Source organism: Pigmentiphaga sp. H8 (genome assembly GCF_003854895.1).
Taxonomy (GTDB): Bacteria; Pseudomonadota; Gammaproteobacteria; order Burkholderiales; family Burkholderiaceae_B; genus Pigmentiphaga.
In genome coordinates this window covers 4,977,478-5,001,489 of sequence record NZ_CP033966.1, presented here as the reverse complement: position 1 = coordinate 5,001,489, position 24,012 = coordinate 4,977,478, and the positions used below count along the sequence as shown (strand labels likewise).

Sequence of the window (24,012 nt, the reverse complement as noted above, 5' to 3'; positions counted from 1 at the left end):
CCGTTGCATAGGTTCCTTCATGTTGGTCATCCATGGCGCTGCGCGTCAGCGCCTAGGGGCTCCTCATCCCAGGAGCGTCGGGCCCGGCGCCAGGTCGTCCGGCGTGTCGACGTCGCGAACGCAGCCCGGATCTTCCACGGCCAGGGGGGTGACCTGGCCGGAGATCAGGGCGCGGGCGCCTTCGTCGCCTTGCAATTGCGCCAGCGCCGCGGCCCAGTCCGCTCCAAGCAGGACCGGGTGGCCGCGCATCTGGCGATAGGTGGGCGCGAGCACCGCGCGTTCGCGCCGGGACGGAGGCAGCGCCAGCCAGGCGTCGCGCAGCGCCGCCACGGTATCGGCACGCACCCAGGGCATGTCGGCGGGCATGATGCACCAGGCGGGCGCTTCGTTGCCGGCCGCTTGTTCCCGGGACGACAGCCACGAGACGGCCTGCGCCAGCGTGCCGCCCATGCCTTCGGCGGCGCGGTCGCACACGATGACCTCGCATCCGGCCTGCCGCAGCGCCTCGCCCACCCCGGGAGCCGTGGGCGAGACCGCCGCCGCCACCCGGGGCAGCGCCCCGCGCAGGGCCTGGGCCGCCCCGGCGCAGACCGGCCGGCCGTCGACGCGGGCCAGCAGCTTGTTCGCGCTGCCGTCCGCCGAAAAGCGCGATCCCCGGCCCGCGGCCAGCAGCAGTCCGATGATGCTGCGGCCGCTGCTTGCTCCTCCAGCCATGTCCTTTCCTCGAGATACGGAACCGAAGATGGTGCGCCATGGCGGGGGGAAACTCAAGCCGCGGGGGCCGCGGGTGCGGGTATGCTTGAGGCGCCCCCGGGGTACATCTATATATAGGAAGGAGTGTGGACGTGAGCGAAGCTCTGGTTTTGGTCGAAAATCGTGGCCGGGTCGGCCTGCTGACCCTGAATCGTCCCAAGGCGCTCAATGCGCTGAACGACGCGCTGATGGACGAGCTGGGAGCGGCGCTGCTGGCGTTCGACGCCGATCCCGATATCGGCGCCATGGTCATCACCGGCAGCGAAAAGGCCTTTGCCGCGGGCGCCGACATTGGCGCGATGAAAGACCTCTCCTATATAGAGGCCTACGCCTCGGACTTCATCACCCGCAATTGGGAGACCCTGCGCCGCATCCGTAAGCCGGTGATCGCGGCCGTGGCCGGCTATGCGCTGGGCGGCGGCTGCGAGTTGGCCATGATGTGCGACATCCTGGTGGCGGCCGAGACGGCGCGCTTCGGGCAGCCCGAGATCAAGCTGGGCATCATTCCCGGCGCCGGCGGCACGCAGCGCCTGCCGCGCGCGGTGGGCAAGGCCAAGGCCATGGACCTGGTGCTGACCGGCCGGCTGATGGACGCGGCCGAGGCCGAACGCGCGGGCCTGGTCTCGCGCGTGGTGGCCGCGGACAAGCTGCTGGACGAGGCGATCGAAATGGCCACCGTCATTGCCTCGATGTCGCTGCCCTCGGTCATGATGGCCAAGGAAGCGGTGAACCGCGCCTTCGAGACGCCGCTGGCCGAAGGCATGCAGTTCGAGCGACGCCTGTTCCATTCGCTGTTCGGCACGCACGACCAGAAGGAAGGCATGGATGCCTTCATCGCCAAGCGCCCTCCGTCGTTCCAGCATAAGTAGTAGTGGGGCAGGAGCCCCTGCCAGCGAGTCGTAAAAATTTTTTTGCCCATGCCAAACGGCGATACAGCGCGCTTTGCGCGCTGTATCGGGGCCTGAAAAGGCCCGATTCCAGTCACGAAACTGACAAGAAAGCCTGGATCGATTTGCGTGCCGATTTCAATGCGTGCTATAGTCTCTTTCTCGACGCAAACAACGCAACGCGAACAGCGCAGCGAAGCAAGCGAAGGGTGAGGAAGGCAGTTTCAGCAGCGGTTACGCATAAGCGGGCGCAGCGAAGCAGCCGACCAAAAGAAGGGGCCTTGCGGCAGGGTGGTAGCGCAGCAAGGGTCTGACGAATCGAAATTAGCAGCGCTAACGACGATTTGACAGACGTAAAAAACTTCTTCATAATCTCGTTTCTCTGCTGATGACGCAGCGCTAGCAAAACAGCGCAGCGAACGGCAAGGAAGCGAAGCAGTAAAGGCAGTACCGCTCTTTAACAAATAAACAGCCGATAAGTGTGGGCACTTGGTTGGGTGCGAGACGGTTGGGTCGGGTAACCGGTTCAGTCGATCGACGCAAAAGAAATCAAGTGCTCATATAAAGAAGTTTGTAGGTAAATCATTTATCTGCAATTTCTTTGAGTACGCAAGCGATCGTGCCATGGGTTTCGACCCATAGTACGAACAAATCTAGAGATTAAACTGAAGAGTTTGATCCTGGCTCAGATTGAACGCTAGCGGCATGCCTTACACATGCAAGTCGAACGGCAGCGCGGACTTCGGTCTGGCGGCGAGTGGCGAACGGGTGAGTAATGCATCGGAACGTGCCCAGTAGCGGGGGATAACTACGCGAAAGCGTAGCTAATACCGCATACGCCCTACGGGGGAAAGGGGGGGATCGCAAGACCTCTCACTATTGGAGCGGCCGATGTCGGATTAGCTAGTTGGTGGGGTAAAGGCCTACCAAGGCAACGATCCGTAGCTGGTTTGAGAGGACGACCAGCCACACTGGGACTGAGACACGGCCCAGACTCCTACGGGAGGCAGCAGTGGGGAATTTTGGACAATGGGGGCAACCCTGATCCAGCCATGCCGCGTGTGCGAAGAAGGCCTTCGGGTTGTAAAGCACTTTTGGCAGGAAAGAAACGGCGCCGGATAATACCTGGCGTAACTGACGGTACCTGCAGAATAAGCACCGGCTAACTACGTGCCAGCAGCCGCGGTAATACGTAGGGTGCAAGCGTTAATCGGAATTACTGGGCGTAAAGCGTGCGCAGGCGGTTCGGAAAGAAAGATGTGAAATCCCAGGGCTCAACCTTGGAACTGCATTTTTAACTCCCGAACTAGAGTGTGTCAGAGGGGGGTGGAATTCCACGTGTAGCAGTGAAATGCGTAGATATGTGGAGGAACACCGATGGCGAAGGCAGCCCCCTGGGATAACACTGACGCTCATGCACGAAAGCGTGGGGAGCAAACAGGATTAGATACCCTGGTAGTCCACGCCCTAAACGATGTCAACTAGCTGTTGGGTTCTTCGGAGCTTGGTAGCGCAGCTAACGCGTGAAGTTGACCGCCTGGGGAGTACGGTCGCAAGATTAAAACTCAAAGGAATTGACGGGGACCCGCACAAGCGGTGGATGATGTGGATTAATTCGATGCAACGCGAAAAACCTTACCTACCCTTGACATGTCTGGAATCCTGAAGAGATTTAGGAGTGCTCGAAAGAGAACCGGAACACAGGTGCTGCATGGCCGTCGTCAGCTCGTGTCGTGAGATGTTGGGTTAAGTCCCGCAACGAGCGCAACCCTTGTCATTAGTTGCTACGAAAGGGCACTCTAATGAGACTGCCGGTGACAAACCGGAGGAAGGTGGGGATGACGTCAGGTCCTCATGGCCCTTATGGGTAGGGCTTCACACGTCATACAATGGTCGGGACAGAGGGCAGCCAACCCGCGAGGGGGAGCCAATCCCAGAAACCCGATCGTAGTCCGGATTGCAGTCTGCAACTCGACTGCATGAAGTCGGAATCGCTAGTAATCGCGGATCAGCATGTCGCGGTGAATACGTTCCCGGGTCTTGTACACACCGCCCGTCACACCATGGGAGTGGGTTCTACCAGAAGTAGGTAGCCTAACCGTAAGGAGGGCGCTTACCACGGTAGGGTTCATGACTGGGGTGAAGTCGTAACAAGGTAGCCGTATCGGAAGGTGCGGCTGGATCACCTCCTTTCAGCGCGTAAAGTGCTTGATCAAGTGTCCACTCTTATCGGTTGTTCATTAAGCTGGATCGGTGAGGAAAAGGGGCAAGCGTGTTGATGCTTGACGTTCCTTGGCCTGGGATGCAGATCCGAAGAATATGGGTCTGTAGCTCAGTCGGTTAGAGCACCGTCTTGATAAGGCGGGGGTCGTTGGTTCGAATCCAACCAGACCCACCAGTTAGCAGAAGCGGAAGTTTCTGTGGGGGTTTAGCTCAGCTGGGAGAGCACCTGCTTTGCAAGCAGGGGGTCGTCGGTTCGATCCCGTCAACCTCCACCATTTTCGGTGGGAATTCCTCGGATCACCAGAACTTAGGTTTAAGCGCAGCGTGCTGCGCTTAAAGCTGGGCTTTGGCTCGGTGTAGTACGATTTGGCTGTTCTTTAACAATTTGGAAGAAGCAACAACAGTAATGTTGTTCGACACGCTGGTTAAGAGCCAGTGGAGTTATTGTCGGACAACGGGTTGTGATTGCATATATCAGTTCCAGAATGCTCATGTTCTGGAACGGCACAAACGCTAGAGTAAACCAGCCTATAGCCGCTACGGTTATAGGATCAAGCGACTAAGTGCATGTGGTGGATGCCTTGGCGATCACAGGCGATGAAGGACGTAGTAGCCTGCGATAAGCTGCGGGGAGCTGGCAAACAAGCTTTGATCCGCAGATTTCCGAATGGGGAAACCCACCGCTTCGGCGGTATCGTTAACTGAATACATAGGTTAACGAGGCGAACCGGGTGAACTGAAACATCTCAGTAACTCGAGGAAAAGAAATCAACCGAGATTCCGAAAGTAGCGGCGAGCGAAATCGGATCAGCCTGTACGAGTTAGCTTCGGTGATAGAAGAACGGATTGGAAACTCCGGCCATAGCAGGTGATAGCCCTGTATTCGAAATCACTGAGGTGGGACTAGGCGTACGATAAGTAGGGCGGGACACGTGTAATCCTGTCTGAAGATGGGGGGACCATCCTCCAAGGCTAAATACTCGTGATCGACCGATAGTGAACCAGTACCGTGAGGGAAAGGCGAAAAGAACCCCGGAAGGGGAGTGAAATAGATCCTGAAACCGCATGCATACAAACAGTCGGAGCCTCCTTGTGGGGTGACGGCGTACCTTTTGTATAATGGGTCAGCGACTTACATTCAGTGGCAAGCTTAACCGAATAGGGGAGGCGTAGCGAAAGCGAGTCCGAATAGGGCGTTCAGTCGCTGGGTGTAGACCCGAAACCAGACGATCTATCCATGGCCAGGTTGAAGGCACGGTAACACGTGCTGGAGGACCGAACCCACTAGTGTTGAAAAACTAGGGGATGAGCTGTGGATAGGGGTGAAAGGCTAAACAAGTCTGGAAATAGCTGGTTCTCCCCGAAAACTATTTAGGTAGTGCCTCAAGTATTACTCCAGGGGGTAGAGCACTGTTATGGCTAGGGGGTCATGGCGACTTACCAAACCATTGCAAACTCCGAATACCTGGAAGTACAGCTTGGGAGACAGAGCACCGGGTGCTAACGTCCGGACTCAAGAGGGAAACAACCCAGACCGCCAGCTAAGGTCCCCAAATATCGCTAAGTGGGAAACGAAGTGGGAAGGCATAGACAGTCAGGAAGTTGGCTTAGAAGCAGCCATCCTTTAAAGAAAGCGTAATAGCTCACTGATCGAGTCGTCCTGCGCGGAAGATGTAACGGGGCTAAGCGATATACCGAAGCTGCGGATGCACAGTTTACTGTGCGTGGTAGGGGAGCGTTCTGTAAGCCTGCGAAGGTGGCTTGTAAAGGCTGCTGGAGGTATCAGAAGTGCGAATGCTGACATGAGTAGCGATAAAGAGGGTGAAAGGCCCTCTCGCCGTAAGTCCAAGGTTTCCTACGCAACGTTCATCGGCGTAGGGTGAGTCGGCCCCTAAGGCGAGGCAGAGATGCGTAGCTGATGGGAAGCTGGTTAATATTCCAGCACCGTCGTTTAATGCGATGGGGGGACGGATCGCGGAATGTCATCGGGGTGTTGGAAGTCCCCGTTGCTGCATCGAAGAAGGCACTTAGGCAAATCCGGGTGCGTAATTCAAGGGTGTGGCACGAGCGAACTTGTTCGCGAAGTGATTGGAAGTGGTCCCAGGAAAAGCCTCTAAGCTTCAGTTAAACGAGACCGTACCGCAAACCGACACAGGTGGACGGGATGAATATTCTAAGGCGCTTGAGAGAACTCAGGAGAAGGAACTCGGCAAATTGATACCGTAACTTCGGGAGAAGGTATGCCCTGGTAGCGTGAAGCGCCTGCGCGCTGAGCGTGAAAGGGTCGCAGAGAATCGGTGGCTGCGACTGTTTAATAAAAACACAGCACTCTGCAAACACGAAAGTGGACGTATAGGGTGTGACGCCTGCCCGGTGCCGGAAGGTTAAGTGATGGGGTGCAAGCTCTTGATCGAAGCCCCGGTAAACGGCGGCCGTAACTATAACGGTCCTAAGGTAGCGAAATTCCTTGTCGGGTAAGTTCCGACCTGCACGAATGGCGTAACGATGGCCACACTGTCTCCTCCTGAGACTCAGCGAAGTTGAAATGTTTGTGATGATGCAATCTACCCGCGGCTAGACGGAAAGACCCCATGAACCTTTACTGTAGCTTTGCATTGGACTGTGAACCGGTCTGTGTAGGATAGGTGGGAGGCGTTGAAACCGAGTCGCTAGATTCGGTGGAGCCAACCTTGAAATACCACCCTGATTTGTTTGCGGTTCTAACCTTGGCCCGTTATCCGGGTCGGGGACAGTGCATGGTGGGCAGTTTGACTGGGGCGGTCTCCTCCTAAAGGGTAACGGAGGAGTTCGAAGGTACGCTAGGTACGGTCGGAAATCGTGCTGATAGTGCAATGGCATAAGCGTGCTTAACTGTGAGACTGACAAGTCGAACAGGTGCGAAAGCAGGACATAGTGATCCGGTGGTTCTGTATGGAAGGGCCATCGCTCAACGGATAAAAGGTACTCTGGGGATAACAGGCTGATACCGCCCAAGAGTTCATATCGACGGCGGTGTTTGGCACCTCGATGTCGGCTCATCTCATCCTGGGGCTGTAGCCGGTCCCAAGGGTATGGCTGTTCGCCATTTAAAGAGGTACGTGAGCTGGGTTTAAAACGTCGTGAGACAGTTTGGTCCCTATCTGCCGTGGGCGCTGGAGATTTGACGGAGCCTGTTCCTAGTACGAGAGGACCGGAATGGACGTACCGCTGGTGTACCGGTTGTCATGCCAATGGCATTGCCGGGTAGCTATGTACGGAAGAGATAACCGCTGAAGGCATCTAAGCGGGAAACTCGTCTGAAGATAAGATCTCCCGGGGGCTTGACCCCCCTGAAGGGCCGTTCGAGACCAGGACGTTGATAGGTCGGGTGTGGAAGCGCAGTAATGCGTTGAGCTAACCGATACTAATTGCCCGTGCGGCTTGATCCTATAACCCTGGCGGTTGTAGCGTGTGCCGCAGTCACACACCAGGTAGCCTCGCTACCAACACTGTTGTGCTTCTTCCAATTGGGCAGGTTGTTCGAGCCTGCGACGCAGCAACCCTGCGCGCGATCAACACCCCGCCAACAAGTTAAAGCCTGACGACCATAGCAAGGTGGTCCCACTCCTTCCCATCCCGAACAGGACAGTGAAACGCCTTTGCGCCGATGATAGTGGACGGACGTCTGTGAAAGTAGGTCATTGTCAGGCTATCTACAACCAAAACCCCCGACCGGGACTCCGGCCGGGGGTTTTGTCTTTTACGGCCGCGCATTCCGCGTAGCGTCTTCCTACCTCTTGTTTCCTGTGATAGGACCTCCTGTGGGCCCGCAGGGGAACGGCTGCGCCTTTTTCCCGGTCAAGAAATGATCGCGGACAAGGAGAACGACATGAGATCAGGACGCTGGATGGCCGGATGGGTCGTGGCGCTTGGCATCACGGTGGGCGCCACGTCGGTGGCCCAGCCCGTGCGGCCAGGGCAGGACGTACCCATGACTCGCGCGGCGTTGCCTGCCGGGGTGCAGTTGTCCACCTGGGCCGAGGGCCTGGAGCACCCCTGGGGTCTTGCGCTGCTGCCGCAAGGGGGCGCCCTGGTAACCGAACGGCCCGGACGCTTGCGCGTGGTGTCGGGGCAGGGGCAGGTCTCGGCGCCCGTGGAGGGCGTACCCAAGGTGGATGCTCGTGGCCAGGGCGGTTTGCTGGACGTGGTGCTGCATCCGGATTTCGCGCGCAATGGACTTGTGTACCTGAGCTATGCCGAGGCGGGCGAGAGTGGGAACAGTACTGCGGTCGCGCGCGGAAAGCTGGTGCAGGAAGGCGGCCACTGGCGCTTTGCCGACTCCCGGGTCATCTTCCGCCAGTCTCCCAAGTTCGCCAGCACGCTGCACTTCGGTTCCCGCCTGGTGTTCGCGCGCGACGGCAAACTGTTCATCACGCTGGGCGAACGCTCCAGCCGCCAGACCCGTCCGGACGCCCAGGGCTTGAACACGCATCACGGCAAGGTCGTCCGGGTCAACGACGATGGCAGCGTGCCGCGCGACAATCCGTTCGCTGGCGACAAGGGGGCGCTGCCCGAGATCTGGTCGCTGGGCCATCGCAATCCCCAGGGCGCGGCGCTGAACCCAGGTACTGGCGAATTGTGGATGATCGAGCATGGTCCGCAGGGCGGCGACGAGTTGAACGTCGTGCGCGCCGGCAAGAATTACGGCTGGCCCCTGTACACGTACGGCGAAGAGTATGGCGGCGGCCGGATCGGGCAGGAGGCGTCGCCGCCGGGCTTCGAACCGCCCTTGTACAGCTGGGTGCCGTCGGTGTCGCCGAGCGGGTTGGCGTTCTATACCAGCCAGGCCATTCCTTCGTGGACGGGCAGCCTGTTCACCGGCGCCTTGAGCGGACAGGCGTTGATACGCTTGCAGCTGGACGGCGAGAAAGTCGTGCGCGAAGAGCGTCTGCTGACCGGCATGGGCAGCCGGATCCGCGATGTCGTGATGGGGGCGTCGGGAGAACTGTATCTGCTGACCGATGCCAGGCAGGGGAAGATCCTGATCCTGCGCGGCGCGGGCGCCGGAGGTTCGTAGGCCGGGCGAGGCCGGGCCTGCGATGCGCCCGGACCATGTTGGCCGGGCGCTGGCGGGAGTCCCGTCGGACGGGGCTGCCTGCTTATTTCAGGTGAGCGTTGACGATCTTGGTCAACTCGAACATGTCGACGCTGGGCTTGCCGAACAGCTCCTTGAGCTTGGCGTCGCCGTTGATGTTGCGCTTGGCCTTGGGATCCTGCAGCTTGTGCTTCTTGATGTATTCCCAGATCTTGCGCGTGACTTCGGTACGCGGCAGCGGGGCCGGGCCGATGATGGCGGCCAGCGTGGCGCTGGGGGTCATGGGCTTGAGGAAGGCGGCGTTGACCTTGCGGGGAGCCTTGGTCGCGGCCTTCTTGGCCGGAGCGGCCTTCTTGGCGGCCGGGGCTTTCTTAGCCGGAGCGGCTTTCTTGGCGGGCGCGGCTTTCTTCGCCGGCGCCTTCTTGGCTGTGGCCATGCTGTACTCCTAAAAAGGGGTTCAATCGTCAGATCGTTGGCAGGGCCACACCGCAGTGCGCGAGAGGCAGACTCCAGAACTGCGGAATAACCCCGCGAGCGCAGCATATCGCCTTGCTGGGCAAAGCCACAACAAAATTCCAACAGAAACGGCGTTTCCCCGGGGTTTTAGACGGGGATGCAACGCTTGGCGGGCCGCTATGGCCGGTAGAATGGTCACATTGCCCTCCATGCCCTTGCCGGGATGCGCTCGCCGATGTTTGCATTTGTTCCGTTTCGTATCCGCTCGTCCGCTTTGTGGCTGGCTTTCGCGGCGCTGCTCGCGGGCTGTGCCGGACCCACCCCCGAGCGGGCCGAGCAGGCGGACCCGGTCGACGGCGCCGCGGCGTTGATGCTGTCGCAGTCGTCCTCGACCGTGGGCGAGACCCCGGGGGGATGGCGGCCTTGGATCATCCGGCCCGACAAGACCCGGACCCGCTACCAGGTCGTCCGCGCCAGTGTGGACGGACACGAGCGCCCGGTGCTGCATGCCGTGGCGGAATCGGCCGCGAGCGGGATGTGGGTGCCCGTGCACCTGCCTGCCGCGCAGGCCCCGTATGTGCGCTGGTCCTGGCGCACCGACACGATGATCGAGCGGGCCGACAGTTCCCGTCCCGAGACCGAGGACGCGCCCGCGCGCCTCGTGCTGGCCTTCGACGGCGACTGGCGCAAGCTGCCGCTGCGCGACCAGATGCTGGCCGAGACCGCGCGCATGCTGCTGGGGCGCGAGGTGCCCTACGCCACCTTGATCTACACCTGGGATACCGGCAAGCCGGTGGGCGCCAACCTGGCCAATGCCCACACGTCCCGCATCCGCCTGAAGGTGGTCGAGTCCGGTCCCGAGCGCACGGGCCGCTGGCTGGACTACGAACGCAATTACGTGCAGGACTACATCGAGCTGTTCGGAGAAGAGCCCGGCACGCTGATCGGCGTGGGGGTCATGACCGACTCGGACAACACCCGGGGCTATGCTGAAAGCTGGTATGGCGACATTCAGCTTTTGACACCAAGTCGTACCGCGCTGGGGGAACTCCCGGACGGACCGGTTATCGATTGACATTCGGGCCGCCGAGCGGCCGCAGGACCGGAGAGCAGGAATGGATGCTGGGGTGGCGTTGCGTTCGCCGCTGGAAGCCATACGCAAATTTCACGATGATCTGACGCTGCTGCGGCGCGACCTGCACGCGCATCCCGAGCTAGGATTCGAAGAGGTCCGCACTTCGGGCATCATCGCCAAGGCGCTGGAGCTGCTGGGCGTGGAGGTGCACCGGAACATAGGCAAGACCGGACTGGTCGGCATCATCCACGGCCGGCGTTGCGACAGCGGCCGCATGATCGGCCTGCGGGCCGACATGGACGCGCTGCCGATGGCCGAGGACAACGCCTTCGCGCACCGTTCCAGCAAGCCGGGCCTGATGCACGGCTGCGGCCACGACGGCCATACCGCCATCCTGCTGGGCGCGGCGCGCTATCTGTCCAGGACGCGCAATTTCGACGGCACCGCGGTGCTGATCTTCCAGCCCGCCGAGGAAGGGCTGGGCGGGGCCCGCGCCATGATGGACGATGGGCTGTTCGATACCTATCCTTGTAACGAAATCTACGCGCTCCACAACTGGCCCGGGCTGCCGGCCGGCAAGGTCGGCATCAATCCCGGACCGATGATGGCGGCGTCCGACCGCTTCGAGATCGTCATCGAGGGCAAGGGCGGCCATGGCGCGCACCCCTACCAGACGATCGACCCGGTCGTGGTGGCGGGCCAGATCATCACCGCCACGCAGTCCATCGTCTCGCGCAACGTCAATCCGCTGGATTCGGCGGTGGTGTCCATCTGTTCGGTGCAGGCCGGCAATCCCGGCGCGATGAGCGTGATTCCGCGCGAGGCGCGCCTGGTGGGTACGGTGCGGACCTTCCGGCGCACGGTGCAGGAGATGGTCGAGACGCGGCTGCGGGATCTGTCCTCGTCGATCGCGGCCGCGTTCGGGGCGACGGCCACGCTGAAGTACGACCGCATCTATCCGGCCACCATCAATACGCCGCGGGAAGCCAATTTCGTGGCCGACGTGGCGACCGCGATGCTGGGCAAGGAAAACGTCATCCGCGACCTGACGCCGTCGATGGGCGCCGAGGATTTCTCGTTCATGCTGCAAGGACGGCCGGGCGCCTACTTCCGGCTGGGGCAGGGCGGCGCGGAGCGGGGCTGTTTCCTGCACAGCAGCAGCTACGATTTCAACGACGCGGTGATCCCCCTGGGCGCGGGCATCATGGCCTCGCTGGTCGAACGCAGCATGCCGGTGGTGGACTGAGCCCGCTCGAGGGGGCGGGTTTGCACCAGCCTTCCTTCCAATTGCTTTAGAAATAAACTTTGTACATCTAAAGCAAAATGGGAGGATGACATGGCGAACGAAAAACGCTCGGCGGCCTACGCCGGGACCGGTGGCCTGGACCGCCGGGACTTCCTGCGCGGCGCGATGGCGGCGGCGGTGGCCGGAACCGGTATCGCCGCGGCGGGCCCGGCGCGGGGCCAGGCGGAAGGGGCGCGGGCGCCAGGCCGCGAGTTCCTGATCTCCGGCGGCCATGTGCTGTCGATGGACCGGAGCGTGGGCGACCTGCCCGAGGGCGACGTCCACGTACGCGACGGCGCCATCGTCGCGGTGGGCCGCAAGCTGTCCGTGCCCGGCGCGCAGGTCATCGACGCGCGCGGGATGATCGTCATGCCGGGCTTCGTCGATGCCCACTCCCATCTGTGGAACGCCTTCCTGCGCGGTTCGGTGCGGGGCGACGATCCCCTGCGCGGCTATTTCCCGACGACCAATCGCGCCGCGCCGCTATGCACGCCGGACGATGCCTTCCATTCGGTCCGGTTCGGGCTGATGCAGGAGTTGCTGTCGGGCGTGACCTGCCTGAACAATTTCTCGCACAACACGCGGTCCGTCGCGCACGCCGATGCCGAGATCCGCGCGGCGCTGGACGTCGGGGCCCGCACCCGTTTCTCGTACGGCACGCCTGGCCGGGGCGAGCGCCTGGACCTGGCCGGCGTCAAGGCGACGCTGGCGAACTGGGGCCGCGCGGACCCCAGGTTGAGGCTGGGCGTCAACCTGCAACTGCCGTCGCCGGCGGTGCTGAAGGCCGGTGGCAGCGACGAGACCTTCGTCGGCGAAGTGCGTGCGTCGCGGGAGCTGGGGCTGCCGATCTCGCTCCACTACGGCGACACGGCGCACGGACTCGTGGGGCTGATGGATCGAAGCAACCTGCTGGGGCCGGACATCCTGATGATCCACACCCAGGGCTACACGGCCGCCGAGCGCGAGCTGATGGTGAAAAAACAGGTGCACTTCAGCATGTCGCCGGCCATCGAGATCCCGTATTCGACGGTGCGCAACGGCTACATCCAGTTCGCGGAGCTGGAGGCGCTGGGGGCCAGCCTGAGCCTGTCGGTCGATGCGTCCAGCGCGCTGGCGACGGGCGATTTCTTTACCGTCATGCGGGCGCTGCTGTGGGCCCACAAGCAGCGCGCCGACGTGGACCGCAAGCTCGAACCGCGCCGCATCGTCGAGATCGCCACGCTGGGCGGCGCGAAGGCGCTGGGGATGGATGACGCCATCGGGTCGCTGTCGGCCGGCAAGCAGGCCGATATCATCCTGGTCCGCAAGAACGACATCAACATGGCCCCGGTGATCGACCCGTACTACTCGCTGGTCTATTCGGGCATGCCCGCCAACGTCGATACCGTGATGGTGGGGGGGCGCGTGCTGCTGCGGGGCGGGCGGCACGCGACGCTGGACGTCCAGGAGGTCGCGGACCTGGCCGCGCGGGCCGGGAGCCGGATGCACGAGCGGCTCGAGGGCATCATCTCGAACCGGAAAGAGAACCTGGGCGACCTGAACCGGAAAGGATGAGCGGGAACGCGCGCGGGCGCGGGGGTTGGCGCGGGGCCGGGTTCGGGCCGTAAAATGAAGGCAACCTAGCCGGCGAGCGCGGCATACGCGTGCGCGCCGGCCGACCTTCCGATACGCCCCTTGGCCGCATCCATGACCCTTTCCACGCTGACCATCACCCGCCCCGACGACTGGCACCTGCACCTGCGCGACGGCGAGGCGCTCGAGGCCGTCGCCGCCCATTCCGCGCGCCAGTTCGCCCGGGCCATCATCATGCCCAACCTGAAGCCGCCGGTCACGACCACGTCCCGGGCGCTGGCGTATCGGGACCGCATCCTGGCGGCGCTCGGCAAGAGCGGCATCGGGCCGGACGCGTTCAAGCCGCTGATGACGCTGTACCTGACCGACAATACGGCACCCGAGGAAATCCAGCGCGCCCGCGAATCGGGCGCGGTCCATGCGGTCAAGCTGTATCCGGCCGGCGCGACGACGAACTCGGATGCCGGCGTGACGGACCTGCTGGGCCGCTGCGCCAAGGTCCTGGAAACCATGGAGAAGGTCGGCATGCCGCTGCTGACCCATGGCGAGGCCACCGACCCGGCCATCGACGTATTCGATCGCGAGCAGGTCTTCATCGACCGGGTCATGATTCCCCTGCGCCGTGCGTTCCCGGCGTTGAAGGTGGTGTTCGAGCACATCACCACGGCCGATGCCGCGCAATACGTGCGCGATGCCGAGGGTCCCATCGCCGCCACCCTCACGCCCCAGCACCTGCTGTACAACCGCAATGCCCTGTTCCAGGGCGGCATGCGCCCGCACTGGTACTGCCTGCCGGTGCTCAAGCGCGAGACGCACCGCCAGGCCCTGGTCGACGTCGCCACCAGCGGCAATCCGCGCTTCTTCCTGGGTACCGACAGCGCGCCGCACGCGCGCGGCCTGAAGGAGCACGCCTGCGGCTGCGCGGGCTGCTTCACGGGGCTGCACGCGATGGAGCTGTACGCCAAGGCCTTCGACGACGCCGGCAAGCTGGATGCGCTGGAAGGCTTCGCCAGCTTCCACGGCCCCGATTTTTACGGCCTGCCGCGCAATACCGGCAAGCTCACGCTGGTGCGCGAGTCTTTCCGCATTCCCGACGAACTGTCGTTCGGCCACCAGACCATCGTGCCGCTGGCCAGCGGGGAGACCCTGCCGTGGCGGGTCTCGATCTGACCCACATCGACTGGGGCCAGCCCTGGTTCGCCGGCATCGCCCACAAGGGCGAGCTGCTGGCGCCCTCGGGCGACGAGCCCTTGTGCGACAGCCTGAACCGGCTGCTTACGGCGGGCGAGGGCGGCCACGGCGCGCGCGGACGCACGCGAGTGGCCTCGGGCAAGCCGCTGGTGTTCGTGCCGCAGTCCGACCTGCCCGAGGGCCGGGCCTACGAGGCGCACATCCACCAGACCGGCCGCATTCCCACGCGGGACAACCTGCACGATCTCTTCAACGGGCTGGCGTGGTTCGCCTTCCCGCAGACGAAGGGGCGGTTGAACGCGATGCAGGCGCGCGCGCTGAAGAAGGCGTCCGCCGCCGAAGGCCGGGGGCCCTTGCGGGACGCGGTAACCATCTTCGACGAGAACGGGCTGGTGCTGGCCTGCTCCAGCGACGAGCTGGCCCAGGCGCTGCGCCGCTTCGACTGGCGCACGCTGTTCGTCGAACGCCGCACCGCGACGCTGATGCAGACCGAGCCCTGGGCGGTCGGCCACGGGCTGCTGGAGAAGCTGGTGCGGCCCTACAAGGCCATTACCGCGCACACGCTGATCGTGCCGGTCGACGATTCGTATTTCCGGGCTTCCCCCCAGCAGCGGCGCACCACCATCGATCGGCTGGTGGCCGACTGGCTGGACAACTGGCCCTTCTTCACCGCGCGCGACCTGTGTCCGCTGCCGGTGCTGGGCCTGCCCGGCTGGTGGCCCGACAACACGTCGCCGGGGTTCTACGACGATACCGAGGTTTTCCGCCCCGGCCGCACCCGTCAGCGGTAAAATAACGGCGCAGAGCAGATCAGGCAGTCGCGGTGCCTTCGGGCATCGAGGAAGGTCCGGACTCCACAGGACAGGATGGCGGCTAACGGCCGTCCGGCGATCGCCAGGGCGCAAGCCCGGGCGCGAAGCCGAGGAACAGGGCCACAGAGACGAGTCTGCGGCGAGGGCGGACGATGTCCGCACCGGTACGGCCACTCCGTACCGTTCGTACGGGCAACCGTGCGAGTCGCGGCAGGGTGAAACGCGGCAACCTCCATCCGGAGCAACACCAAATAGGCATGCGCGCGGCTTCGGCCGTTCAGGGCGGTCCGCCCGAGCATGCGGGTAGGTGGCTAGAGCCGTCCGGCAACGGCCGGCCCAGAGGAATGACTGCCCGCGGGCGACGCCCGTGTACAGAATCCGGCCTATCGATCTGCTTTGCCTTGATTCTTTGCGCCTGGCCGTCCATCCGGGGCAAGTCCTTCGCCGCGAGCCCCATGACCGCCGCCCTGCCTACCCCTTCGGATCTTGCCTTCGAACTGGCCCCCGTCGGCCTGCTGGTGACGCGCGACCGGGTCATCGAGCGCTGCAACCGCGCGTTCGCGAGCATGTTCGGGTACAGCCGCCAGCAACTGGTGGGCCAGACCACGGAAATGCTGTATCCCTCCCATTCCGAGTACGAGGACATCGGCGCGCGCGGCGTGCGCAGCATGCTGGCCGAGGGCATCCACCGCGACGAGCGCATCATGGTCCATCGCAACGGCGAGCTGTTCTGGTGCGCGGTGTCCGGACAGCCGGTGGACCCGGCCCAACCCTATGCCTGCGCCATCTGGGTATTCGAGGACCTGCGCCCGGTGCGTCCGGTCCGCCTGGCGCTGACCCCGCGCGAGCGGGAGATCTCGGCGCAGATCCTGGCCGGACGGACCAGCAAGCAGATCGCCAAGGACCTCGCGCTGAGCCCGCGCACGGTCGAGACCTACCGACTGCGGCTGATGCGCAAGCTCGAGGCCCGGACCGTGGGCGAACTCATTTCCCGCCTGCTGGGCCTGCCCTAGCGGCCGTTCCCTAGACCGGGATGCGGATGGGAAACGGCGGCGGCGACGGCACGTGCGGCGCCACGATGCGGTTGCGCAGCGTGCCCAGCCCGCTGACCTCCAGTTCCAGCACGTCGCCGTGCTTCAGGAAGCGGCCCAGTTCGTTGCCGCAGCCTCCGCCCACGGTGCCCGATCCCAGGACCTCGCCCGCGTACAGGGTTTCGTCGGACGATACGTAGGCCAGGATGTCCAGGAAAGTATGGTGCATGTCCCGGGAGTTGCCGCGCGACCATTCCTCGCCATTGACCCGGGTAACCATGGTCAGCGCCTGGGGGTCGGCGATCTCGTCGGCGGTGACCAGCCAGGGGCCCATGGCGTTGCCGGTGTCGAAATCCTTGCCCTTGGCAGGGCCCAGGCCGCCCTGCATCTCGGTGTACTGGGCGTCGCGCGCCGAGAAGTCGTTGAAGATGGTGTAGCCGAAGATGTGGGAGGCGGCCTCGGCCGCGGGGATGTTCTTGCCCCCGCGCGAGGTGACCATCCCGATCTCCAGTTCGTAGTCGATGACTTGCGAATACGCCGGCCAGTGCACGTCGGTGCCGTCGCCCACCACGCTGAAGGGATTGCCCTTGTAGTAGATGGGGCGTTCGTACCAGACGCGCGGCAGCTCGACCGAGGCAGGGTCCAGCCGCTGCGTGCCGATGCCGAACAGGTAGCGGTTGGCGCGCGATTGCCGGAAGTGCGTCTCGAAGCACAGGCAGTCGCGCAGGCGGCGGGGCTGGGGCAGCGGCGCCTGCCGCGCCACGGCCGACACGGCATGGGTGGCGCCGGGGCGCTCGACCAGCCGGCGCGCGTGGTCGAGCGCCGCCGGCCCGGCGTCGATCAGGTCCAGCATGCTGCGGAAATAGGGCGCGGCGTCGGCCGCGGTGAAGTCCGTGATCGTGGCTTCGCCAGGCAGCAGCGCGCCGATGTGCGCCGTGCCGCCGGGGGCAAGGAAGGTGGTCAGTTTCATCAGTGGTTCCCGTCGCAGTGTTCGTGTCCGCAGGCGTGCGGCTTGCGCGCGAAATGGCGTTTGCCCATCAGCGCCAGCATGTCCATGACGTTGGGAGCCGGGAGCGCGCCGCCCGAGATTTCGCGGTAGCAGGCGTAGACATTGACGCACAGCCGTTCGTCCTCGCCCCAGTTCGCCCAGCGGTCCATCGAAATGGCGTCCACCGCCTGCTCGAAGGACATGCCCGCTTCGAGGCAGCGGCGGGACTCGGCCAGCAGGTAGACCAGGTAATCGCGGAATTCCCGCACGCCATCCTTGTCCGTGATCGGGCCATGGCCGGGCACGATGGTCTCGACGTCCCAGCCCAGCATCCGGTCGCAGGCGGCGATCCAGTTCGAGACCGGGCCGGTCCAGATGGCCGGATGCGCGCCGACGAACATGATGTCGCCGGTGAAGACGGTGCGGTCCTGCGGCACGTAGACCAGTACGTCGCCGCGCGTATGGGCCGGGCCGACTTCGATGAGCTGGACTTCCTTGTCGCCGACCTTGAGGTCCATGCGGTGGTCGAAAGTCTCGGTGGGCAGCGTCAGGCGGATGCCGCTGAAGTCGAACCGCGAACCGATCACCTCTTGCCAGAACTTGCCGGCCATGCCCATGTTCGGCCAGTCCTTCTGCCATCCCGCGTATTGTTCGGGTGGGCGGTGCTTCATGTCCTCCACGCAGCCGTTGGAGGCGATGATGCGCGATCCCTCCAGCAACTGGTTGCCGAAGGTGTGGTCGCCGTTGCCGTGGGTGTTGACCAGGGCGCCTATCCGCTTCGCGGCGGGCACGGCGTCGCGCATGCTGGCCAGCATCTCGGACGTCATGGGCAGGTCGAACAGGGTGTCGACCAGCAGCGATTCGCCGCCGTCGGAAATCAGCCCGGCGTTGGACCAGCCCCAGCTCCCGTCGGGAACGAGGTAGGCGTGCAGGCCGTTGCCCAGATCGTGCAAGCCCTTGGTGAAGCGCCATTTGGCGGTCGAGGTCGTCATGTCGTCTCCTTCTGGTTGTCCCGCGTTCTGTGTATATCCACCGGTGGTGGCTTAATCGAGCCGGATGTTCGCGTTGCGGATCACGGCGCCCCATTTGTCGTAGTCGCGCCGCACGATGTCGCGCAGTTCGGCAGGCGTCGATCCTACCGGCTCCAGGCTGGCGGTGGCCAGGCGCTCGCGCACGTCGGGCATGGCCAGCACGCGGGCGACGTCGGCGCTGATCTTGTCGACCACCTCGGGCGGCGTGCCCGCGGTGGCGAACAGGCCGTGCCAGGCGTCGGCCACGTAGCCGGGCACGGTTTCGCCCACGGTCGGCACGTCGGGAATGTTCTCGCTGCGCTTGGCCAGCGTTACCGCCAGCGGCCGCACCTTGCCGTCGCGTGCCGCGGCGACGCCGTTGGTATAGGGCTCCATGGCCAGGTCGATCTGCCCGCTCAGCAGCGCCAGCACCTTGTTCGTGTTCATGGGAACGTGCAGCATGCGGGTGCCGGTCATGCTGGTCAGCAGCTCCATCACGATGTGGTTGCCCGAGCCGTTGCCGGCGGACCCGTAGGTGAGCTTGCCGGGATTCTTCTTAGCATAGGCGACCATCTCGGCGATGTTGCCGACGCCCAGGTCGCTTCGGGCCAGCAGCACGTAGCCCAGGTTGACCATGAGCGACACCGGCGCGAAGCTCTTGAAGGCGTCGTAGCCCAGCTTGCCGTACAGGTGGGGGTTGGCGCACAGCACCGAGTTGACCGTATAGAGCAGGGTATAGCCGTCGGGCTGGGCCTGGGCGACCGCGGTCGCGCCGATGGCGCCACCCGCGCCCGGACGGTTCTCGACGATCAGGGGCTGGCCCCAGATGTCCCCCAGTTTCTGGCCGACGATGCGCATGACCACGTCGGGCGAGGTGCCGGCCGCGAACGGGATGATGACCTTCACCGGCCGGGTGGGGAAGCTCTTCTCCGATCCGTGGGCGGGCCAGGAGGCGGCCAGCGCGAGGGCCAGCGCGGCGCGGCCGAACAAGCGTGCAACAGGGGTCTTCATGTCGTCTCCTTGGGGGGGGCTGGCTCGTTGCGGCCGCCGGCAAGCGCGGCCTTGAGCTCGGTTTTCAGAACCTTGCCGTAGTGGTTCTTGGGTAGTGCATCGACGAAGTGGTAGCGCTTGGGGCGCTTGAAGCGCGCGATCCGGTCCAGGCACAGGCCGTCGAGCGCCGCCGGATCCGGCGGCGCGCCGTCCCGGGGCACGACGAAGGCCACGACCTCCTCGCCCCACTCCGGGTCGGGCGCGCCGACCACCGCGACTTCGGCCACGCCGGGATGGGCCAGCAGCACTTCCTCGATCTCGCGCGGATAGATATTGGAGCCGCCCGAGATGATGACGTCCTTGGAGCGGTCCTTCAGCGTCAGGAAGCCCTCCGCGTCCAGCGCGCCGACGTCGCCGGTCCACAGCCAGCCGCCACGCAGCGCCCGGGCACTGGCCTCGGGGTCGCGCCAGTAGCCAGCCATGACCACGTCGCCGCGCACCTGGACCTCGCCGATTTCGCCGTCGGGCAGGGGGGCGCCGTGCTCGTCGGCCACGCGCATCTCCACTTGCGACTGGGCGTAGCCCACCGAGGCCAGGCGGTCCAGCCAGCGCGGATGCCCGCGGTCGGCCAGTTGCTGACGCGGCAGCGCGGTGATCGTCATGGGTGATTCGCCCTGGCCGTAGATCTGGACGAAGCGGTCGCCCATCACGGCCAGCCCCCGCCGGATGTCCTCCACATACATGGGGCCGCCGCCGTAGACCAGGGTCTTGAAGCCGGAGGGGTCGGCGTCCGCCGCCTCGACGTGGGCCACCAGCCGCTTGACCATGGTCGGGGCGGCGAACATCGACAGCCGGCCCACGCTCGATGCCAGGCCGGCTAGCTCCGCCGGGTCGAAGCCGCCGGACGCCGGCACCAGGTGGCGCGCCGCCGCGGCCATGTGCGGCAGGCTGTACAGCCCCGCGCCGTGGGACATGGGCGCGGCGTAGACCGCGGCATCGTCCGCGTCCACGGGATCGACGTCCGAGAAGTAGCAGGCCGTCATGGCCAGCAGCATCCGGTTCGTCTGCATGACGCCCTTGGGGCGCCCGGTGGTGCCCGAGGTATAGAACAGCCAGGCGAGGTCCTCGGGCCGGCGCGGGGCGGGCGCCACGGGGACGGCGCCCAGGAGGTCCCGGTAGCCGGCGGTGCCGGTCTCGAATACGTGGCGGATCGCCGGCGCCTCGTCCAGCAGGGGCAGCAGGCCCGTCGCCAGGTCCGGACTGATGAACAGCGCGCCGGCCCGGGCATGTTCCAGGATGAACAGGGCTTCGCGCGGATGCAGCTTGGCATTGATGGGGACGACGGCCAGCCCGGCCCACCAGGCGCCGTACAGGGCTTCCAGGTATTCCGGGCAATTGGCCATGAACAGCGCCACCCGGTCGCCGGGCACGAGACCGCGGCGGCGCAGGCCACCGGCCACGGCCGCCGCGCGTGCGGCCAGCCCGCGGTAGTCGAGCAGCCGCGAGGCCCCGTGGTACAGGGCGGGGCGATCGCCGTGGGTCCGCGCGGCGCGCACCAGCAATTGGACGACATTCATCGGCATCGGTCCTAGACGGCGCGTTCCAGCACGCTGACATAGTTGGCGACGACGGAGCCGCCCATGTTGAAGACGCCCGCCAGTTCGGCACCCGGCACCTGGATGTCCCCGGCCTCGCCGCACAGCTGCATGGCTGCCATGACGTGCATGGACACGCCCGTGGCGCCGACCGGATGGCCCTTGGCCTTGAGGCCGCCCGACGGGTTGACGGGCAGCGCGCCGCCCGGAGCCACCGTGCCGTCGTCGACGCAGCGGGCACCCTGGCCGGCCTCGGCCAGCCCCATGGCTTCGTAGCTGAGCAGTTCGGCGATGGTGAAGCAGTCGTGGACCTCGGCCAGGTCGAGGTCGCGGATGCCGATACCGGCTTCGTCCAGCGCGCGCCGCCAGGCCCGGCGCGGTCCTTCGAAGGCGACCGGATCGCGCCGGGACATGGGCAGGAAGTCGTTGACCTGGACGGTGGACCGAAAGCGCACTGCGCGCCGGAAATCGCGCGCCAGCGGGGCGGCGGCCAGCACCAGCGCGGCGCCCCCGTCGGCGACGGTGGAGCAGTCGGTCTTGCGCAGCGGTGCCGCGATAAGCGGATTGCGCTCGGACACCGTGTTGCAGAAATCGAAACCCAGGTCGCGCCGCAGGTGGGCGAGCGGGTTGCGGGCGCCGTTGGCGTGGTTCTTGGCGGCGATCCGCGCCAGCGTCGCGCCGTGGTCGCCGTGGCGGGCAAAATATTCCTGGGCGATCAGGGCGAAGATGCCGGGAAAGGTCAGGCCGCGCGCGCCTTCCTCGCGGTGGTAGCTCGCGCGGGCCAGCGCCGCGGTCACGGCCGGGCCGTCGGCGGCCGTCATCTTCTCGGCTCCCACCACCAGGGCGGTGCGGATGCGGCCCGAGCCGATCGCGTCCAGCGCGGCGTGGATGGCGGCCGACCCGGAGGCGCAGGCGTTCTCCAGGCGCACGGCGGGCGTGAAGCGGAAGTCGTCGTCGGCACCGAAGGGCAGGGAGGACGGGAAGCCGTCGGGCACCATGCCGGCGTTGAAGTGGGACACGAATACCGCGTCCACGTCCCCCGCCCGCAGCCCGGCGTCGGCCAGCGCCAGGCGCGTGGATTCGACCATGAGTCCCTCCAGGTCGAAATGGTCCAGGCGGCCGAACGGGGTATGGCCCCATCCCACGATGCAGGGGGTCTCCATGGCGTCTCCTTGGTGGCGCCGGCCGCGGTGGGACGGCGCATGTCGTTATGGAGGCCATTATTTCCAGCCAAGCAGGCCGGGCCTAGTCGTAGGAATACGCTAGTAGCGCCCCCGGTCGCAGGGTCCGGCAGCCGCCGGACCCGCGTGGCGCCTGGGCCAAGGGCAGTGTTTTGTTACCTTGTCGCCCCTTTTATGTCACTTCTCCGGTTTTTCTTCACGCGACACCTTCACTTCAAATGCCAATGCACTGATTTCATAGAGTATTTCGCAATGTGAAGGTTTGAGGAAGTGCGCCTAAGTCCTTGTTACTACTGAAGAAACCGTGATCGGGCGGCTTGACCCCGCGTAATCGCTCATTTAGAGTGGGAAATAGTAGAATTTTGTGCAAAAAAGTGGGGTGAAAAGCCGTGTTTCAGGGTAGCAGCGCGCTGACGCTCGATGCGAAGGGAAGGGTGTCTATCCCTACCCGGCATCGTGACGCGCTGATGATGCAGGCCGAAGGCCGCTTGACCCTGACCCGGCACCCCGACGGTTGCCTTCTGATCTACCCCCGTCCCATCTGGGAGGTGAAGCGCGAGCAGATCGCCGCATTTCCGATGCAGGCGCGCGCGCTGCAGCGGCTGCTGCTGGGCAACGCCCAGGATGTCGAGCTCGATAGCGCGGGCCGCATCCTGATCGCTCCCGAGCTGCGCACCGCCGCCGCCCTGACGCGCGAGGTGATGCTGCTCGGCCTGGGCGCTCACTTCGAGCTGTGGGACGCTGCCGTTTTGGCCCAGCGCGAGCAGGAGATGCTGGCGCAGGGCATGCCCGAAGTCCTGAACCAGTTTTCTTTCTGACGCCGTGACGACCCCATTCCTGCATCGGCCCGTCCTGCTCGAGCCGACGATAGACGCGTTGGCCGTACCCGCCGACGGCGTTGGCGCCGGGGTATGGGTCGACGCCACTTTCGGCCGAGGCGGCCACGCCCGCGAACTGCTCGCGCGGCTCGGGCCCGAGGCCAGGCTGGTGGTGTTCGACAAGGATCCGCAGGCCATTTCGGTGGCTCGCGCGCTGGCTGAGCAGGACCGCCGGGTGACGGTGGTCCACGAAGGTTTTGGCGGACTGGCCGAGGAAATGTCCCGACTGGGGATCGCCCGCATCAGCGGCCTGATGATGGACCTGGGTATTTCGTCTCCGCAGATCGACGACGCCGAGCGTGGATTTTCCTTCATGCGCGATGGCCCGCTCGATATGCGGATGGATACGACGCGCGGCGAAACCGCCGCGCAATGGCTCGCCCATGCGAGCATCGATGACATGCGGGAGGTCATAGCACGCTATGGTGAAGAACGGTTTGCTTTCCAGATTGCAAAGACGATTGCAGCTGGCCGCGAGAAACGGCCTATCACGACCACAGGCGAGCTTGCCGACATCGTGGCTGGTGCAGTCCGCACGAGGGAGAAGGGCCAGCATCCAGCGACCCGCACCTTTCAAGCTCTACGGATTCACCTCAATCAGGAGCTTGAAGAGCTCCCGCGTGCGCTAGCCGCGGCGCTCGACCTGTTGGCGCCCGGCGGCCGGCTGGCGGTGATCAGCTTCCACTCGCTGGAAGACCGCATCGTCAAGCAGTTCATCGCCGCCGCGGCCCGGCCCGGCGCGGAAACCGCGCGCCTGCCGCTGCGCGAGAGCGAGCGGCCGCAGCCGGTGCTGGCCTCGATCGGCCGCGTCCTGCCCACCGAGGCCGAGGTCGCCGCCAATCCCCGCGCCCGCTCGGCGGTGCTGCGGGTGGCCGAGCGTACCCACACGGCCTTGCCGGCCGAGGGCGGCAGGGCTTTTGTCAAGACGCCCGAGACGCCCGCCGCCAAGCGGCGCCCGCCGGCCCGGACGCGCACCCCGCGCGCCCATACTTTCGCCAGCGCATAGGAGGC

The 24,012-nt window shown here is 64.7% G+C and carries 17 protein-coding genes, 2 tRNA genes, 3 rRNA genes and 1 other RNA gene; 16 read left to right on the top strand and 7 right to left on the bottom strand.

The genetic code is table 11. The features are described 5' to 3' along the window. Positions 1–63 precede the first annotated feature (63 nt). Positions 64–714, bottom strand: a complete 651-nt coding sequence (locus EGT29_RS23510) for an NTP transferase domain-containing protein (RefSeq protein ID WP_124691252.1) — start codon at positions 712–714, stop codon at positions 64–66. 131 nt (positions 715–845) lie between these two features. On the opposite strand from EGT29_RS23510, the gene EGT29_RS23505 reads away from it, so the two are divergent. The 7 genes from EGT29_RS23505 (at position 846) to EGT29_RS23475 (ending at position 8,919) form a co-directional block, all read left to right on the top strand. Further along, positions 846–1,622, top strand: a complete 777-nt coding sequence (locus tag EGT29_RS23505) for an enoyl-CoA hydratase (RefSeq protein WP_124691251.1) — start codon at positions 846–848, stop codon at positions 1,620–1,622. 680 nt (positions 1,623–2,302) lie between these two features. Further along, a 16S ribosomal RNA gene (locus EGT29_RS23500) occupies positions 2,303–3,833 on the top strand. 128 nt (positions 3,834–3,961) lie between these two features. Then, positions 3,962–4,038 (top strand) — tRNA-Ile (locus EGT29_RS23495). 24 nt (positions 4,039–4,062) lie between these two features. Beyond that, positions 4,063–4,138, top strand: a tRNA-Ala gene (locus tag EGT29_RS23490). Between the two features lie 274 nt (positions 4,139–4,412). Continuing rightward, positions 4,413–7,291 (top strand): 23S ribosomal RNA (locus EGT29_RS23485). Between the two features lie 148 nt (positions 7,292–7,439). After that, positions 7,440–7,552: ribosomal RNA gene (gene rrf, locus EGT29_RS23480) — 5S ribosomal RNA — on the top strand. Together the 16S, 23S and 5S rRNA genes with 2 tRNA genes alongside form the textbook arrangement of a ribosomal RNA operon. A 179-nt stretch (positions 7,553–7,731) precedes the next feature. Then, positions 7,732–8,919, top strand: coding sequence for a PQQ-dependent sugar dehydrogenase (locus tag EGT29_RS23475; RefSeq protein ID WP_238160182.1), 1,188 nt, complete (start codon positions 7,732–7,734; stop codon positions 8,917–8,919). An 82-nt stretch (positions 8,920–9,001) separates the two neighbouring features. Here EGT29_RS23475 and EGT29_RS23470 read toward each other — a convergent pair whose 3' ends face one another. Next, on the bottom strand, positions 9,002–9,373 hold the full coding sequence (locus tag EGT29_RS23470; protein WP_087841749.1) for an SWIB/MDM2 domain-containing protein: 372 nt from the start codon (positions 9,371–9,373) through the stop codon (positions 9,002–9,004). Positions 9,374–9,628: 255 nt separating this feature from the next. On the opposite strand from EGT29_RS23470, the gene EGT29_RS23465 reads away from it, so the two are divergent. The 7 genes from EGT29_RS23465 (at position 9,629) to EGT29_RS23435 (ending at position 16,341) form a co-directional block, all read left to right on the top strand. Beyond that, positions 9,629–10,468 (top strand): DUF3047 domain-containing protein, encoded by an 840-nt coding sequence (locus tag EGT29_RS23465; RefSeq protein WP_124691250.1) that lies wholly within the window; start codon positions 9,629–9,631, stop codon positions 10,466–10,468. A gap of 52 nt (positions 10,469–10,520) precedes the next feature. Then, complete coding sequence (locus EGT29_RS23460; protein ID WP_124692490.1) at positions 10,521–11,714, top strand: M20 aminoacylase family protein; 1,194 nt, start codon at positions 10,521–10,523, stop codon at positions 11,712–11,714. Between the two features lie 90 nt (positions 11,715–11,804). Further along, the gene (locus EGT29_RS23455) at positions 11,805–13,307 is read left to right on the top strand and encodes an amidohydrolase family protein (RefSeq protein WP_238160181.1); all 1,503 of its coding nucleotides are present in this window, start codon (positions 11,805–11,807) and stop codon (positions 13,305–13,307) included. Between the two features lie 132 nt (positions 13,308–13,439). After that, positions 13,440–14,495 (top strand): dihydroorotase, encoded by a 1,056-nt coding sequence (gene pyrC / locus EGT29_RS23450; protein ID WP_192901773.1) that lies wholly within the window; start codon positions 13,440–13,442, stop codon positions 14,493–14,495. Beyond that, positions 14,477–15,307, top strand: a complete 831-nt coding sequence (locus tag EGT29_RS23445) for a DUF3025 domain-containing protein (RefSeq protein WP_124691248.1) — start codon at positions 14,477–14,479, stop codon at positions 15,305–15,307. The genes pyrC and EGT29_RS23445 overlap by 19 nt, the downstream gene beginning before the upstream one ends. An 11-nt stretch (positions 15,308–15,318) precedes the next feature. After that, an RNA gene (gene rnpB, locus EGT29_RS23440) (RNase P RNA component class A) lies at positions 15,319–15,730 on the top strand. A 53-nt stretch (positions 15,731–15,783) separates the two neighbouring features. Next, positions 15,784–16,341, top strand: coding sequence for a LuxR C-terminal-related transcriptional regulator (locus EGT29_RS23435; RefSeq protein WP_124691247.1), 558 nt, complete (start codon positions 15,784–15,786; stop codon positions 16,339–16,341). Between the two features lie 10 nt (positions 16,342–16,351). On the opposite strand, the gene EGT29_RS23430 is transcribed toward EGT29_RS23435, so the two are convergent. The 5 genes from EGT29_RS23430 to EGT29_RS23410 are packed head-to-tail and all read right to left on the bottom strand — an operon-like array spanning position 16,352 to position 22,105. Continuing rightward, the gene (locus EGT29_RS23430; protein ID WP_124691246.1) at positions 16,352–17,329 is read right to left on the bottom strand and encodes a fumarylacetoacetate hydrolase family protein; all 978 of its coding nucleotides are present in this window, start codon (positions 17,327–17,329) and stop codon (positions 16,352–16,354) included. Then, positions 17,329–18,339 (bottom strand): MBL fold metallo-hydrolase, encoded by a 1,011-nt coding sequence (locus tag EGT29_RS23425; RefSeq protein WP_124691245.1) that lies wholly within the window; start codon positions 18,337–18,339, stop codon positions 17,329–17,331. The genes EGT29_RS23430 and EGT29_RS23425 overlap by 1 nt, the downstream gene beginning before the upstream one ends. A gap of 51 nt (positions 18,340–18,390) precedes the next feature. Next, on the bottom strand, positions 18,391–19,368 hold the full coding sequence (locus EGT29_RS23420) for a tripartite tricarboxylate transporter substrate binding protein (RefSeq protein ID WP_124691244.1): 978 nt from the start codon (positions 19,366–19,368) through the stop codon (positions 18,391–18,393). Further along, positions 19,365–20,924 (bottom strand): class I adenylate-forming enzyme family protein, encoded by a 1,560-nt coding sequence (locus EGT29_RS23415; protein WP_124691243.1) that lies wholly within the window; start codon positions 20,922–20,924, stop codon positions 19,365–19,367. Before EGT29_RS23415 ends, EGT29_RS23420 begins: the two co-directional genes overlap by 4 nt. An 11-nt stretch (positions 20,925–20,935) precedes the next feature. Next, positions 20,936–22,105, bottom strand: a complete 1,170-nt coding sequence (locus tag EGT29_RS23410; RefSeq protein ID WP_124691242.1) for an acetyl-CoA acetyltransferase — start codon at positions 22,103–22,105, stop codon at positions 20,936–20,938. 407 nt (positions 22,106–22,512) lie between these two features. Between EGT29_RS23410 and mraZ the strand changes: the two genes are divergently transcribed. Both mraZ and rsmH read left to right on the top strand, forming a co-directional pair. Beyond that, positions 22,513–22,941, top strand: coding sequence for a division/cell wall cluster transcriptional repressor MraZ (gene mraZ / locus EGT29_RS23405; protein ID WP_124691241.1), 429 nt, complete (start codon positions 22,513–22,515; stop codon positions 22,939–22,941). A 4-nt stretch (positions 22,942–22,945) separates the two neighbouring features. Beyond that, positions 22,946–24,007, top strand: a complete 1,062-nt coding sequence (gene rsmH, locus EGT29_RS23400) for a 16S rRNA (cytosine(1402)-N(4))-methyltransferase RsmH (RefSeq protein ID WP_124691240.1) — start codon at positions 22,946–22,948, stop codon at positions 24,005–24,007. Positions 24,008–24,012 lie beyond the last annotated feature (5 nt).